Genomic DNA, 15,291 nt, shown 5'->3' with positions numbered 1-15,291 from the left:
CCTAGCACAATCAGCGCCAGGGGCCTTCCATATAGGTATGCCGATACCCGACTAGAACTCCAGCTCCTGCAGGCGGTCGAACACCACGTCTTTGCGGGTGAGGAAGTCCCAGGGGTCGAAGATCTCGTCCAGCTTCTCCTGGCTAAGCAGGGCCATGGCCTCGTCGTCAGCTTCCAAGCGCTCGCGGTAGGTGGGGCCGTCCACGGCGTTCTGGATGTCCTCCCACACCTTCATGGCGTTGCGCTGCACGATAACGTAGGCGTCCTCGCGGGAGATGCCCGCGTCCACGAGCGCCAGCAGCACCTTGCTGGAGAAGATGAGGCCCTTCGTGCGCCACAGGTTGTGCTCCATCTTGGCCGGGTAGGTCTGCAGGCCGTCGAGCATCCACTGCATCTTCCCGAACATGTAATCGAGCGCCGTGAAACTGTCGGCCAGCACCACGCGCTCGGCGCCGGAGTGCGAGATGTCGCGCTCGAACCACAAGGCCACATTGTCGAAGGCCACCTGGGCGTTCGCCTTCACCACGCGGGCGAGGCCGCAAACGCGCTCGGCCGTGATGGGGTTGCGCTTGTGGGGCATGGCCGAGGAGCCCTTCTGCCCCTTGGTGAACGGCTCTTCCGCCTCGATGACGTCGGACTGTTGCAGCAGGCGCACCTGCATGGCGATGGACTCAAGCGTGGAGGCGGTCACGGCCAGCGCGGCCATCACCTGGGCGTGGCGGTCGCGAGCAAGCACCTGGGTGGACAGCGGATCGGGAGTAAGGCCCAGCTTCTCGCAGACGTAGGTTTCCACAAAGGGATCGATGGAAGAGTAGGTGCCCACCGCGCCGGAAATAGCGCCGGTGGCGGCCACGGCGCGGGCCTCCTCCATGCGCGTGAGGGCGCGCTTCAAGGCCCAGGCCCAGCTGCCGAACTTCATGCCGAAGGTCATGGGCTCGGCGTGAATGCCATGGGTGCGGCCGACGCACAGCGTGTTCTGGAACTCGAAGGCGCGGCGCTTGCAGGTTTCACCGAGGCGCTTGATGTCGTCGATGATGATGTCGCAAGCCTGGGTGACCTGGTAGGACAGGGCCGTGTCGCCCAGGTCGGAGGAGGTCATGCCGTAGTGCACCCAGCGGGAAGGCTTGTCTTCGCCCTCGGGGATGTCGGCGTCGATGTAGCCCGCCATACAGGTGGTGAACGCGATGACGTCGTGGTTCGTCACTTTCTCGATCTCGTCGATCTCCTCAACGGTGAAGTCGGCGTGGTCGCGGATCCACTGGGCCTCCTCGCGCGTGATGCCCGCCTGGCCGAGCTCTGCCTGGGCCTCGCAGGCCAGAACCTCGATCTCCTTCCAAATGGCGAACTTGTTCTCGAGTTCCCAGATGCGACCCATTTCCGGACGAGTATAGCGACCGATCATGCGCGTTTCCTTTCCCTGGCAATGTGCGCGGACGCCCCAGCGGCCTGCGCGTTTTCCTTATTGCGTAGATTACCAAAAACCGCCCGCGCGAACCCCCGACATCCCCAGTTAATCCGTGGGTGAGTTGTGGGTGAGTCGCCAAATTTCGGGGAATTCAATCTCGGTGGGCGATTCGCGAGGCCGTGGCGCCTCCTACCATCTTGCATCGTTCGAGGCAGCGCACGACAACGGCTGCCTACCACGCTAACTTTAGGAGGGTTCAGCATGCGTTCCATCAATCTTTCTCGCCGATCGTTTCTCTCGGGAGCTGCCGCAGCAAGCGCGCTGGGGGTCATGGCCCTGAGCGGATGCGCGCCCCAGGCAGAACCCGCAAAGGAGGTCGCCGAAACAGGAACTGCGCCGAAGGAAGTCGTCGAGACCATCGACACCGACCTCCTCATCGTCGGCCTCGGCGGCTCGGGGCTTGCTTGCGCTGTTCAAGCGGCACTCGACGACACCAACTGCCTGGTCATCGAGAAGAACGCCGAATCAGGCGGAAACGCCCTGGGCGTCGAGGGCATGTTCGCCATCAATTCTTCCATGCAGAAAGCCGCAGGGATCGAAGAGATCACTCCCGCTGAAGTCATTGCCGCTCAGATGGAGATGCTGCAGTACCGGCCCAACGGCGCCGAGTGGGTCGAATTCTGCGAAAGCTCGGCGGCCAACATCGACTGGTGCCTGGAGCAGGGGGTGGAGTACAACGGAACGGTGGATAACTATTACACGGGCCTTCTGCATACCTTCCATTGGTTCAAGGAAGGCAGCTGCTCCAAGGGCTACGTGCCCCAGATGACTAAGCGGGCCGAGGAACTGGGGGTAGAGGTTCGCTACAATACGACAGCGAATGAACTCATACTAGATGATAGCGGCGCGGTTTGCGGCTTGTACGCCATTGGTCAAGATGGTGAAATTCTCATCAATGCGAAAGCCGTCATCTTGGCTACGGGTGGTTTTTGCGGCAACCCCGACATCATCAAGCGCCAAGGGTGGAACACCGACGACATGGTTTGCCTGGGCCTGAATGGAACGGGCGATGGATTCAATATGGCTACTGCGGTTGGGGCAATCGACGACCTTGCCAACGCTTCGCAGAGTATTTGCCCCACTATCCCCGCCTTCCCCGTCACTGATTACAAGGCCGATCCGTACAACCCTATCAACGGGTTGGGCGGTATCGCAACGGGCGGCCCCATTATGTGGGTCAACGAGACCGGTGATCGATTCGTGCGTGAGGACACCACTTCGGTAATGGCTCCCTCCTCGGCCAGTATCGCCACAAAGCGCAATGCGGCGACCTACTGCGTCTTCGACCAGAACATTTACGACACGTTCTTCGGCACGACGCCCGAGGCGCAGGCCATGTTCGAAGAGTCCATAACATCCGACAACGGATACAGCCTCTACTCTTCCAACGATCTGGCCGACCTCGCCCAGCATTTCGACATGGATCCGGAGAACTTCAAAAACGCCGTGGCCCGCTATAACGAAAGCTGCAAGGCGGGAGCCGATAAGGACTTCCTCAAAGATCCCTCCCTCCTGATTCCCGTAGAGCAGCCCCCGTTCTACATCGGCCGCATGAGTTATGTGTTCTACTTCGCCACGGGCGGTTTGAAAGTGGATAAGTTCCAGCGCGTTTGGGACATCGACAAGCAGCCCATCCCCGGCCTGTACGCTATTGGCAACGAGGGCAACAACCACTACGCGAGCGTGTACACCATCAACATTCCGGGTACCGCCTTCGGCCATCAAGTGAACTCCGGACGCGTTGCGGCGCAGCAAGCGGCCAAGTACATCAACAGCTAGCCGCCCGATAAGCACCCGACGGCAAATCGCCCTCCCCTCTCGCCCGCGACCGAGCCCTTCCCTCCCACGGCCTGGTCGCGGGCCTTTACTCTTCGAAAGAAGAGGCCCTTTCGCGAACGAGTTCGATCAGCTCTTCCTTTGAGTGAATACCGAGCTTCGTATAGATGTGACTCACATGAGTTTTCACCGTTTGGTCGGATACGCAAAGCTCGTCAGCGATTTGCTTCCGCTTTTTGCCTTCAGCAAGGCAAAGCGCTATCTCCATCTCCCGCGATGTGAGGCCCGCGTCCAATGCCAGATATTGCACGGCAAATTCCTGGGGCGTGGCCGTACTCGTATCGGTGCTGGGACGAACGACGCCCCAGCCAAACCGTACGTTTCTGATCCCCGAAAGACCGAGAGATCCAATGAGAAGCACAAAGATGGCACAGGCGGCAACATCGCCGATCGGCGCCTCCAGCCAAAGGGATAGCGTCGTTGCCCCAGCACCTATCACCTGGCCCCCTACGAAAAACAACGTCGTCAGCGAAATGACCCACGGCGCCGGCAAATCGAACTGCTTCGAGAGATACGAGCAGACTCCGCACATAATAAGATGGAGGAACGCATAGCCAGCCGCAACAATACCTACGCCCAAAACGGACGCTTCGGCGCAAACGCAAATGAGAAGCATCCCGAAAGCCATGGCAGGAAATGCCCGGTGGTAAATGAGGTGGTTGAAGTCCGTTTGCGCAGCCACCATCATGACGCCTAGGACGACCGCCGCTATTCCGTAGCACACCCCGTTAAAGGCAATGTGCGAGCCTTCGACGCCAAGCGCCGAATAAGCAACGATATAAAACCCGAAAACAGCCCCATGCAGCGCTGATGTTGCTAAAAGCTTGTGCGGCCATGCGGTATTTTTATTAAGCCCGCGCATAAAGACCTGCCTCAGAGGCATCCCTTTGAAAACCAGCAAGTTAACGGGGATCATCGCCAGCGGAACAAAAAGGCGAGCAATGTCTTTGCCCCATACTCCCATAAAGCCCAAGGCAACCATAAGCGTTGCCGCGACAAGCATTCCGGCAACAGAAACAAGCAAAGTGTTTCGCGCACCGATTTGAGCGACAATCGAAGCCGTCATGACCACAATCAGGGTTGTGCCGAGACACATCAGAATCGACCCGACGTAGGCGACCCTGGAAACAGATCCAAAGAAATCGGTGTTCCACGAAGATGCGATATCTATCGTTACACCTGCTGCCATAACAAGGCACACAAGAACGAGGAATCTTCTCCGCAGAAAAAGAGACGCGATTTTGCGGTACCACAGAACGGCAACGAGGTACCCCAGGGCGTAGCAGAAAGCGACAACGATCCAAGGGGCCACGAGGCCGGGTTCAAAAGTCCCGTCGACAGCGAAGTCAGGCACCTGAAAGGTAATCCCCAGCCAGAGAAAGAACAGTGCGACCGAGGCGACAATGGCAGTGTTATCTCGAAGAACCCCCACGTACGTTTTGATGCGATCCCTCATTTGCTCCCTCTTTGCCGTGCACGATACTCTTTCCACGGTTCGACACTGCAGATACTGGCGCATAGTCGGCATTTTGGCTGACCAGACCGCCTTCAGCGGAAACGTCTCGCCCCATTATACTGGCAACAACACAGAGTAAGCTCGATGAGCCTTGAGCGCTTTCACAGCATCGACTCTTTTGAGGCCCTTTCGAAAAGCCGCAAAAGGACGCGCCAATGTGCGCAAACCTGCGCGAACCTGCGCAAATCAGCAGGATTCTTTGAGCAACGAGGAATATTTTCATTGCAGAAACCGGAGCGCTCGGGTAAGATGCATTGTTACGCGGAGGAGTGACCGAGAGGCCGAAGGTGCTCGCCTGCTAAGTGAGTATGCCCCACAAGGGCATCTAGGGTTCGAATCCCTACTCCTCCGCCACTTTGCCTTTTCTCGAACTCCCTACAGGGAGTTTTTTATTTCCCCCATGGCCAGCGACGGCGGGTGGTGGCGGCGAGGCGCTTTTTGCGGTAGTTGGGGTTGTGCTTGAGAAAGCGCCAGTTGGCGATGCGGGTGATGAGGAGGCCGACAAGACCCACGATCATGAAGCTGAGCGAGAGGTCGAGCACCGCCGGAGCATCGTCGAAAAAGGCGTACACCGACACCAGGGCGAAAAAGCCGACGACGACGCCGTTGAACCAGGTGAAGATTTTGATGAGCACCTCTTTGGCGCGAGCCGGAGAATGGCGGTACGTGACCACCACGTAGATGAGCCCCGCCGCCACCGCCATGACGATGAGCAAAGGGACGACGCGGGACAGGCGAGCGAGAAAACCCATGATTACCGCCCTGGAACGACGGCGGCGCGCAAGCCGGAGAGGCTCGTCGGGCGCGCCCACCAGCCGTGAGCCGTGGCAGCCGTGGCGATGCGGCTGGCCCCGGCAAACGTGTCCACCAGCGCGAAAGTGGCCGAACCGCTGCCCGAGAGGAGCACGCTTTCGCTGCCCGCCTGTTCCGCGAGCCATTCGCGAATGGAGGGCAGCTCGGGCAACAGGGCCTCGGCCGCCGGCGCGAGGTTGTTGGCGAGAACCACGTCGTCGGCGCGAGTAGCGGCGAGGTCGCAAACGAGCACGTCTTGGGGCACGGGGCGCGGCGCAGCGTCAAAGCGCTTATAGGCCTCGGCGGTGCAGACGCCCTCTGCTGGTTTCACCAGCACCACGGAGCGCCGCGACGTTTCCAGACGGCGTTGCAAAACCTCGCCCACACCGCCGAGCAAGGCACAACCCCCGTGGAGGAAAAACGCCACGTCAGCCCCAAGCGACCGGGCAACGTCGGCCACGCGCTCGTCATCGGCCGCAAGGCCCCACGCCTTCGCGAGGCCCACGAGCACCGCCGCCGCGTTCGACGAGCCGCCGCCCAAGCCGCCCTGGGCCGGGATGTGCTTTTCGATGCGCAGCTGGATGGCCTCGGGAAGATCGCGGCCCACCGCCCGGGACAGGCGATCAGCAGCTTTGAAGGCGAGGTTGTCGGCCGCCGGCACAGCGAGGTCTTGGCCCGTGCGGTCGGCCAAGTCGATGGTCATGACAAGGTTGTCCGCCGGGCCGCCCACGGCAACGTCCTCGCGGGACGCCCCTTCGGCGGTGCGCTTCGCCAGCTCATCGGCCGAGATATCTTCTGCGCACAGGTACAACGTATCATGCAGCGCGAGCGCGTGCATGATGGTGTCGGCATCGTGGTAGCCGTCCTCGCGGCGCGCCCCAATGGCCAAAAGCAGATTCACCTTCGCCGGCGACACCAGCTTCATCGTGTTCGGCCCCATGAAAGCAGCCGCCGACCACTGGGCCTCCCGGGCCGCCGCCAGCAGGTTCACTTCCGCCTCGCGATTGCGCTGGGCGTTCTCGGTCATTCGCGTTCCTTTCCGTAGTCGGCCGCTTGCCGCTCCCTAGGCGTTCGTCATTCGTTCGTGGGAAAAATTATAGCGAATGGGAAAGCGACGCCTGAGAGAGTCACCAGCGCTCTTTCAAATCTCCGCCAGGAATAGAGACAGGTCAGAAATCCAGTTGACCAAAACTGGAAACCTATGGTCTCAAGCATCCAATGGGCACCACGCAGACACCATCTTCACGACGATAGCCGTACTCGGTGGCGGTGATAACGAGCTTCACGTCGGGAAGACGTAATGGAACTTGCTCCTCCTTTTTGTTGCGCTCGGAAACAAGCCGCTCAATTTCAAGAAGATGCTTTGCGCCTTCATCAATTTCACTTTCGCCCAGCTTGAATTCAACAAGCGCATACCGCCCATCGTCAAGATGGAGCACCGCATCGGCCTCCAATCCGTACCGGTCGCGATAGTACGACAACTCGCCCCCGAGCGCCGAGGAATATGCCTTCAGATCCCTCATGCAGAGCGACTCAAAGAGGAAGCCTAACGTTTTGAAATCCTCGTTGAAATACGCTGGACTCAGTCCAAGCGCGGCGACGGCAACTGACGGGTCTACCATGTTTCGCTTTCTCGAAGCCCGTATTGCCGTTTTGGATCTAATGGCCGGGCACCAGGCAAGAACGTCCTCAACAATGTAGAGTTTTTCGAGCGCTTCAAGATAATCGTAGAACGTCGACTCAGACAGCTCCGTCGTTGCTCGCACGTCGCGGTAGATCGTCTTCGTCTCTGCTAAAGTGCATAGATTGCGTGCGTAGGAGCGCAGAATCGCTTCAGCCCAGCGCGGATTTCTCTTTTGTCCATCTATGTCAGACATATCAACAAAGCATGTTTGGCGAAAGAGATCCTTGGCCACTGCTAGCTGCGAACGCAAGGAGGTGTTGTTGATGGCGTGCGGCCATCCTCCTCGGCATATCGCCACGATCAACTCATCGATGGAAAGCTTCGAGGTGCAGCCGTCATAACTCGTCGAATCATCAAAGAGCGCTTTAAGAGATACGGAGCCCTCTGACTCGCCGCTCTCGAAAAGGCTCATCGGCTGCATCTTCAACGTTGAGATGCGTAAAGTACCCGTATGCGGGGTGTCCACCTCTTGCGACGTCGATCCAGTAAGAATATAGAGCCCGTTCTTTTGCTCATCATCCACCGACTTGCGAACAGCGCCCCATAGTTTCGGCGCATCTTGCCACTCGTCGAAGAGCCTCGGCTTCGGGCCCTCCAGCAGCCGCGAAGGCTGCGTTGCCGCTACAGCAAGGTAATTGTCGCGCTTATCCTCATCTTGCAGCTCCACGACACTGGCGGCTTTCTGCTTCGCTGTGGTAGTTTTACCGCAGCCCTTAGGGCCCACAATAAGCGTTGCACCGAAAGATTCCAGACGAAACTCAAGCTCTCGATCGGCAATGCGATTGCGATACTGCACTGTCGCTTACTCCCTTCTCAGAGCTTATCCGATTTCATTATCTACATCGTATTTTACACTGATTTGCGATATTCTGTTGGAGAGATTTGCGCTCAAATTTTAGATACATTTGCGACGGAGAGATAAATGGGTTGACTCGTAGGCGAGAAAGACCGGCCACACCTCATCCAAGATTTGACATCGGCTTCTTGCGCCGGGCGCGGAAGAAGCCGCGCAGCAGGGCCACGCACTCTTCCTCCCGCACGCCACCGGTCACTTCGAACTGGTGGTTCAGGCGCCCATCGGCGTGAATGTCGTACAGCGTGCCCACCGCACCCGCCTTCTGGTCGGGCGCACCGTACACGCAGCGGGCAATGCGCGCCTGGTGCATGAGACCGGCGCACATGATGCAGGGTTCCAGCGTGACGTAGACGGTGCAATCGGTTAGACGCCAGGCGTCCAGCACGCGGGCCGCCTCCTTCATGGCGAGGAACTCCGCATGCCCCGCCGGGTCGCGGTCGGCCTCGCGGCGATTGCGGCCCCGAGCGATGACGCGCGGTTCGGCCAACGGTCGTCGCGTGCCGCGGTCGATGGGCTCGTACACCACGACAGCCCCGATGGGCACCTCCCCCGCCGCGCCCGCAGCCCGCGCCTCTTCCAAGGCCAGCGCCATATACTGCGCGTCCAGCGCCTGTTGCTCTTCGGGTGTGCGATGTTCGTTCATGGAGGGAATTATAAGCGGTGCCGCGCAAACAACCGCCGCGCAACGCGGCAAAGCAGGCGATTCCCCATAATCGCAGCGGAATGTGGTATCCTGTGCGTCGCGTTCGCCGCACAGCGGCGACAGCCCGATGATGCGGAGGCGTGTCCGAGTGGCTTAAGGAAGCAGTCTTGAAAACTGTCGTGCCGAAAGGTACCGTGGGTTCAAATCCTACCGCCTCCGCCAGAACCTCCAAGGCCCGACTCGCTCGGGCCTTTTTCAAATCTCGACCCTTGTCGGTGACAAAACAAGACCCTCCTGTGCACATTTATGGACTTATATAGACATTCAGAAAGCCTGCTAAGATCCTAGTCAGGAGATGCGGGAATGCCACATTTGCATTTTGCCTGGTCAGACCCATCATGCTTTGCGTGACGAGTTGGCGCGCGCTACGAAACGGAAGACCGATGCCTATATAAATCCAAAAACGCGCACGAAACAGGGATGTTTTGTCACCAGGCTAGCAGTGCTGCCGTGTCCGACCCCCATCACCGCTCGACCGGCGCAAAACCGGGCGTTCTGTCACCGGGCATACCAGCCTTGCCGGCTCCGATCCCTACCGCCGCTCGATCGGGACGTAGGGCTTGGTGCCGCGGATGGTGTTTTTGTAGGCGGGGCGGATGATGCGCTTGCCGGCGGCGATTTCCTCGAAGCGGTGCGCTGCCCAGCCGGCCATGCGAGCGCAGGCGAACAGCGGCGTGAACAGATCCTCGGGGATGCCCATCATGGAGTAGATGAAGCCCGAGTACATGTCCACGTTCGCGCACAGCTCCTTGGTGGAGCCCTTCTCGCGGGCGAAGACCTCGGGCGTCAAACGCTCGATGGATTTCAGCAGGTTCAGCTCAGCCTCGTATTCCGTGCCGGCGGCCAGCTGCTCGGCGAAGCGCTTGCCGATGACGGCGCGCGGGTCACTCAAAGTGTACACCGCGTGTCCCATGCCGTAGACGAGCCCCGTGCCGTCATAGGCCTGCTTGTTCACGATCTTCGCCAGGTAGGCGGCCACCTCGTCGTCATCTTCCCAATTCTTCACGTTCTCCTTGATTTCCGCCTGCATGGCGCGCACCTGATGGTTCGCGCCGCCGTGGCGATGTCCCTTCAGCGAACCGAAAGCCGCCGCGTAGGTGGAATAGGGGTCAGTGTCCGCCGAGGACAGCACATGGGTCGTGAACGACGAGTTGTTGCCGCCGCCGTGCTCGGCGTGCAGGCACAGCATGATGTCGAGCATGCGGGCCTCTTCCGGTGTGAACGAGCGGTCGGGGCGCAGCATGGAAAGGATGGTCTCGGCCGTGGACTGTCCGGGCACGAAGCGGTGCATGATCATGGATTCGTGGTTGAAGGCGGCCTGCTTGGCGTAGTAGGCCAGCACCATGATGCGCGGCAGGCGGCTGATGAGCGAGAGCGCCGTGTGAATCTCGTGCTCGGGAGAGCGGTCCTCGGCGGACTCGTCGGCCGCGTACAGGCGCAGGATGGAACGAGCCATCATGTTCATGAGATCGGGCGAGGTATCCACCATAAGCGTGCTGGCCGTGAATCCGTCGGGCAGCTCGCGCTGGGAATCGATCACTTCCACGAACCGGTTGAGACGCTCCTGCGTCGGCAGCTCTCCCATGAGCAGCAGATAGGCCACCTCTTCGAAAGCGAAGCGGCGCGTCGGATCCAAATCGCCCAGAAGGTCGTACAGGTCGTAGCCGCGCAGGCGCAGGGAGCCCTCGGCCGGCATCTTCTCGCCGTCGGACATCACATAGCCGTGAACGTTGGAGATGTTGGTCATGCCCGCGAGCACGCCCGTGCCGTCGGCGTTGCGCAGGCCGCGCTTCACATCGTGGGCGGCATACAACGCCGGATCGATGGCGTTCACCTGGTAGAAGTTCTCGTACAGGCGCACGCGGCGAGCCTCGTCGTCGCTGATCTCGATGGGCTCGACCTCGTCGATTTCGGCATGGTTGTCCACGCGGATGATGGCTTCATCTATTTCCATGGCCATGGGGCACCCTCCCGGAAAATGGTCGCTACACGGGTATCGGACTATTCTAACGCCTGCCGCGCCCCCTACAGGCGGGGGTACGCTCCGCCGCCGCCCCGCGCGGCGAACGGCGCATTTTCAAAAAAGTTGAAAATTCTCGTTGACAAGGCTTTGGGGCCATGGTTAAATAGTCGTTGCTGTTCGGAAGTGCGCCGTTACCTCAGCTGGATAGAGGGACTGACTACGAATCAGTACGTCGGGGGTTCGAATCCCTCACGGCGCACCATTTTAGATCGTTCAGAACAGAATAGAAGCCGCCTCGAGCGGTTCTTTTTTTGTCAGGCCAAGGAAAGGAACGTACTTGAAGGTTCGAAAATCGAAACCTCACAGTATGTAGACTTCCGGCTTCTCGCCTCCGCGCGGTCGTCGGAAGGGACGACTGCCGAGCATCAACCATCGCCTTGGGCGCCACTGCGCTTACGTTCGCACCGTCAGCGACCCGCGCACGCTGCCCCGCCCCGATGCACTGATGCCCACCGCACGGAGGAACGCACATGCTCTATCTTTCTCAAATGATCGGCGAGCCCGTGGTCGACGCCCAAGGCGAGCGACTCGGCACCATATCCGACCTGGCCATTTCCACGGGCGAGGTCTTTCCGCGCATCACGAGCCTGGCCTTCCAGGGGCCCGGGCGCGTGCCGTTCATGATCTCGTGGCGCAAGTACGTCGACACCTTCGACGACGACGGCATCACGCTGTCGGTGGACGCCCACGACATCCGCTTCAGCTACCTGCAGCCAGACGAGGTGCTGCTGGCCCGCGACCTTATGGACCGCCAGATCGTCGACACCCAGGGCCTTAAGGTCGTGCGCGTGAACGACCTTAAGCTCTCGCAATCCGGCACGCAGTTGCGCCTGCTCGGTGCCGAGGTGGGCGTGCGTGGCATCCTGCGCGGGCTGCATCCGCTGCTGGAAAAGGCCGTCGTGAACGTGGCGAAGCTCTTCCACAAGAAGGTGGACGAGCAGCTCATCGCCTGGAACTACATGGATCTGCTCGACCGCGACCTGTCCGAAGTGCAGCTGTCGGTGACCCACCGCCGCTTGGACGAGCTGCACCCCGCCGACGTAGCCGACATCCTGGAGCAGCTGGACCCCCAGCAGCGCGCCAGTGTGTTCGCCCATTTGGACGACAGCCGCGCCACCGAGGCCATCTCCGAGATGGAAGACGAGTACCAGGCCGAGTTCATCGACGACTTGCCCGACGCGCGGGCCGCCGAGCTCATCGGCAACATGGATCCGGACGACGCCGCCGACATCGTGCGCGACCTTCCCTACGAGAAGGCCGAGACCCTTTTGCGCCTCATGGGCGTGGAAGACGCCGCGGAAATCCGCCGCCTGCTCGGTTACAAGGACGGCACCGCCGGCGGCATGATGACCACCCAGTTCGTCTCCGTGCCGAAGACGGCCACCGTGGCTGACACCATCGAAGTGCTGCGCGCGCTGCCCGAGGATCATCCGACGGTGCACTACGTGTACATCACCGACGAGTACGGCAAGCTGCTCGGCGTGAACTCCCTGCGCACGCTCGTTCTGTACAACGCCGACCGCCTCATGGGCGACATCATGTACGACGACATCATCAGCTGCCTTCCCTCCGAGGAAGAGGAGGACGTGGCCGCCGACATCTTCAAGTACGACATCCCGGCCATGCCCGTGGTGGACGAGCACGGCACCCTGCTCGGCATCGTCACCACCGACGACGCCTGGGACGCCATCGAGGACGATGTGGCGGGCGACAAGACGAAGATGAATGTGCTGTCGATTGCCGGCATTACCGTCGCGTCTCTCATGGGCCTGTTCCTTTACTCGCTGATTTTGCTGCAACTGGCGGGCTCGCTGCATCTCGGCGGCCTGCACTACTAGGAGGCTGCCATGAACGCGAAGGACATGCGCACAACGGCCGCCGGGCGCCTGGGCGCCGAAGAGAGCGCGCGGCACCAGGCAGCCGAGGAGATCGCCGATACGGGCATTCCCGCCGGCGAGCAGATCGGCCCCGCCGCGACGAAAAAGCCGTCGAAGCTACTGCTGGTGCTGGCGGCCATGGGCCCCGGCGTCGTGACCGCCATGGCCGGCAACGACGCCGGCGGCATCTCCACCTATTCCACGGCCGGCGCGAACTTCGGCTTCGGCACCCTGTGGGTCATCCCCATCATGTGCGTGCTGCTCGCCGTCGTGGAGACCACGGCCGGCCGCATGGGCGCCGTCACGGGCAAGGGCTTCGCCGCGCTCATCCGCGAGCGCTTCGGCATCCGCATCGCCGCCTTCGCCATGCTGGCGCTTCTGGTGGGCAACGTGGCCACGACGTTCTCCGAATTCGCCGGCATCGCCTCGGGCATGGAGATGTTCGGCGTGTCGAAGTACATCTCGGTACCCGTGGCGGCCTTGGGCGTGTGGCTGCTCGTGGTGGGCGGCTCCTACAAGCGCGTGCAGCGGGTGTTCCTCGGGCTGTCGCTGGTGTTTCTCACCTATGTGGTGGCGGCGTTCCTCGCGCAACCGAACTGGGGCGAGGCGCTGCATGACACCGTGGTGCCCACCTTTGTCGGCGACGTGAGCTTCATCTCGCTCGTCATCGCCATGATCGGCACCACCATCGCGCCTTGGATGATGTTCTTCTCACAGAGCAACGTGGTAGAGAAGGGCCTCACCCCTAAAGACCTCTTCTCGCAGAAAGCCGACGCCGTCTCCGGCACCATCGCCGCCTGCGTGGTGGCCTGGTTCATCATCGTGACCACAGGTGCGGTGCTCTTCCCCGCCGGCATCACCATTGACTCGGCGGCCGATGCCGCCGCGGCTCTCGCCCCCTTCGCCGGCCCCTATGCCGAGGCGCTCTTCGCCGTGGGGCTCATCGCGGCGTCGTTTTTAGCTGCCTGCGTGCTGCCGCTGACGACCGCGTTTGTCATCTGCGAGGCCTTCGGCTGGGAGGCGGGCGTCTCCTTCAAGTGGCGCGAGGCCCCCACGTTCAAATCCATCTTCACCTTCGTGATCGCGTTCTCGGCCATCGTGGTGCTCATTCCCGATGTGAACCTGTTGGGCATGATGCTGACGGCCCAGTTCGTCAACGGCGTCATTTTGCCCATTCTGCTGGCGCTCATGGCCATCATCTCGGCGGACAAGTACATCATGGGCGACTACCGAAGCGGACGCGTGTCGAAGGTGCTTCTGTGGGCCACCGTCGGTGTGGTGGCGGCGCTCACCGTGGCGCTGCTCGTGATGCAGGTGCTGGGGCTCGCATAGCCGTCCGCTCCGTCCGCTCCATCCGCCCGCCGCGCCTCTCTTGCCGGCTTCCTTGCGCTCCCCTTCCCCACTTAAACGCTCATCGATTACTGAATTCAACAGGGTGTTTACGTAAGCGAATCGGTGCGCTCATCGTTTGGTACATCCCTTGTATTTGCGTTTTGCGGCTCGCATACTGCTAAGTGCCGGGAACAAAAAAGGACCGCTCCCGACACACCTGCGGGTGACGCAACGTCGGCACGGGCCGTTCGTTCGCGTCGATGGAGCGCAAGCTGCAGACCCGTAGGCGTTTACACGTTAGGAGGCTGCAGTGCAATTCAAAGCATCAACAGATTATGGACTGCGCGCCGTCTTGTACCTGGCCGCGCAGGGGCACACCTGCTCGTCGAAGAATATCGCCCAGGACATGTCGATCCCCCGCGACTACCTCATTCAGCTCGCGCAGCTTTTGCGCAATGCCGGCATCATCGAGGCGAGGCCCGGCAAGCACGGCGGCTATCGTTGGCCAACGACCCCTCGAAGATCACCCTACTGCAAGTGGTGAACGCGCTGGACGACGACGCCAAGGACACGACGCGCACCCGTCGCAAGGATCGCGCCGATGCGTCCATGGTGCAAGGCATCAAGCAAGCGTACGATCTGATTCTCACCGGCTACGACGCCTACTTCGACAGCATCACGCTTCAGATGCTGCTGGACGCGTCCCAGGATGAGTCCATGGGCAAGGAACTTCTGGCCGGGCGCCTCATCGCCGAGAGCCAGCGCCTGCTCGCCGAAGCTGCTGCCGCGGCGTAAGCGACCGAACGGCGGACGGTCTGCCGCATTCCATAATTGCATCAGAACAAGGAGGGCTCCATGGTGGAGCCCTCCCCATGCCATTCGCCAGACGATTTCTCTACCGATAATTTGGCAAAAATTGCGTTTGTTAGCATCGGAAGTGTCTCTGTTCCTGCACGCTAAGGCCACATTCAGATCATTGGAAATTTGATATATACTATTTCATTTATTCTCTTATGAAATATTGCATATCCCCTTTCTTAGCTCTTGGACCAACGTGCTCATAGGGGGTGCGGACAGTTACTTGGACAGCGGCCTACGCCGCCAGCCCCAACCGCCTCCTGCGGTTGTCTATCGTATCGTAGACGGTCCTGCCGCCCTCCCGGAAGGCCTTTAGACGGACGGTCGAGTAGGCGGCCATCCACCCGTCC

Annotated in this window: 12 protein-coding genes and 3 tRNA genes; 8 read left to right on the top strand and 7 right to left on the bottom strand. The window is 60.6% G+C overall.

The window, feature by feature from the left end:
• Positions 1-51: 51 nt before the first annotated feature.
• On the bottom strand, positions 52-1,401 hold the full coding sequence (gene purB / locus ACW4LP_RS04195; RefSeq protein WP_114540109.1) for an adenylosuccinate lyase: 1,350 nt from the start codon (positions 1,399-1,401) through the stop codon (positions 52-54).
• 264 nt (positions 1,402-1,665) lie between these two features.
• Here purB and ACW4LP_RS04190 point away from each other — a divergent pair, with 264 nt between their 5' ends.
• Positions 1,666-3,243, top strand: coding sequence for an FAD-dependent oxidoreductase (locus ACW4LP_RS04190; RefSeq protein WP_114548579.1), 1,578 nt, complete (start codon positions 1,666-1,668; stop codon positions 3,241-3,243).
• 85 nt (positions 3,244-3,328) lie between these two features.
• Here the strand turns inward: ACW4LP_RS04190 and ACW4LP_RS04185 are convergent, their stop codons facing one another.
• On the bottom strand, positions 3,329-4,756 hold the full coding sequence (locus ACW4LP_RS04185; RefSeq protein ID WP_173114679.1) for a response regulator transcription factor: 1,428 nt from the start codon (positions 4,754-4,756) through the stop codon (positions 3,329-3,331).
• Positions 4,757-5,079: 323 nt separating this feature from the next.
• On the opposite strand from ACW4LP_RS04185, the gene ACW4LP_RS04180 reads away from it, so the two are divergent.
• Positions 5,080-5,170: transfer RNA gene (locus ACW4LP_RS04180), tRNA-Ser, on the top strand.
• A gap of 35 nt (positions 5,171-5,205) precedes the next feature.
• Here the strand turns inward: ACW4LP_RS04180 and ACW4LP_RS04175 are convergent.
• The 4 genes from ACW4LP_RS04175 to ACW4LP_RS04160 form a co-directional block, all read right to left on the bottom strand.
• On the bottom strand, positions 5,206-5,568 hold the full coding sequence (locus ACW4LP_RS04175) for a guanylate cyclase (protein ID WP_114540106.1): 363 nt from the start codon (positions 5,566-5,568) through the stop codon (positions 5,206-5,208).
• Positions 5,569-5,570: 2 nt separating this feature from the next.
• Positions 5,571-6,635, bottom strand: coding sequence for a 4-(cytidine 5'-diphospho)-2-C-methyl-D-erythritol kinase (locus ACW4LP_RS04170; protein ID WP_114540105.1), 1,065 nt, complete (start codon positions 6,633-6,635; stop codon positions 5,571-5,573).
• Between the two features lie 172 nt (positions 6,636-6,807).
• Positions 6,808-8,088, bottom strand: a complete 1,281-nt coding sequence (locus tag ACW4LP_RS04165; protein WP_114540104.1) for an ATP-binding protein — start codon at positions 8,086-8,088, stop codon at positions 6,808-6,810.
• Between the two features lie 163 nt (positions 8,089-8,251).
• Positions 8,252-8,791: a nucleoside deaminase gene (locus ACW4LP_RS04160; protein ID WP_114540103.1), complete on the bottom strand. Its 540-nt coding sequence runs from the start codon at positions 8,789-8,791 to the stop codon at positions 8,252-8,254.
• 134 nt (positions 8,792-8,925) lie between these two features.
• On the opposite strand from ACW4LP_RS04160, the gene ACW4LP_RS04155 reads away from it, so the two are divergent.
• A tRNA-Ser gene (locus ACW4LP_RS04155) sits at positions 8,926-9,013 on the top strand.
• Between the two features lie 370 nt (positions 9,014-9,383).
• On the opposite strand, the gene ACW4LP_RS04150 is transcribed toward ACW4LP_RS04155, so the two are convergent.
• Entirely contained in the window at positions 9,384-10,811 is a 1,428-nt protein-coding gene (locus ACW4LP_RS04150) for a citrate synthase (RefSeq protein WP_241520719.1), read from the bottom strand.
• A gap of 188 nt (positions 10,812-10,999) precedes the next feature.
• Here ACW4LP_RS04150 and ACW4LP_RS04145 point away from each other — a divergent pair.
• The 5 genes from ACW4LP_RS04145 to ACW4LP_RS04125 all read left to right on the top strand — a co-directional run bounded on the left by ACW4LP_RS04145 (position 11,000) and on the right by ACW4LP_RS04125 (position 14,878).
• Positions 11,000-11,076: transfer RNA gene (locus tag ACW4LP_RS04145), tRNA-Arg, on the top strand.
• A gap of 268 nt (positions 11,077-11,344) precedes the next feature.
• Entirely contained in the window at positions 11,345-12,712 is a 1,368-nt protein-coding gene (locus ACW4LP_RS04140) for a magnesium transporter (protein WP_114540102.1), read from the top strand.
• A 9-nt stretch (positions 12,713-12,721) separates the two neighbouring features.
• A complete protein-coding gene (locus ACW4LP_RS04135; protein ID WP_241520717.1) occupies positions 12,722-14,083 on the top strand; it encodes an NRAMP family divalent metal transporter in 1,362 nt (453 codons plus the stop codon).
• 310 nt (positions 14,084-14,393) lie between these two features.
• The gene (locus ACW4LP_RS04130; RefSeq protein WP_455803488.1) at positions 14,394-14,627 is read left to right on the top strand and encodes an RrF2 family transcriptional regulator; all 234 of its coding nucleotides are present in this window, start codon (positions 14,394-14,396) and stop codon (positions 14,625-14,627) included.
• Positions 14,585-14,878, top strand: a complete 294-nt coding sequence (locus ACW4LP_RS04125) for a hypothetical protein (RefSeq protein ID WP_455803487.1) — start codon at positions 14,585-14,587, stop codon at positions 14,876-14,878. Before ACW4LP_RS04130 ends, ACW4LP_RS04125 begins: the two co-directional genes overlap by 43 nt.
• Positions 14,879-15,291: the final 413 nt, after the last annotated feature.

Source organism: Adlercreutzia sp. CNCM I-6215, from assembly GCF_977072315.1.
The sequence above is the reverse complement of the archived record's forward strand: the minus strand, read 5'-3'. Positions and strand labels throughout refer to the sequence as shown.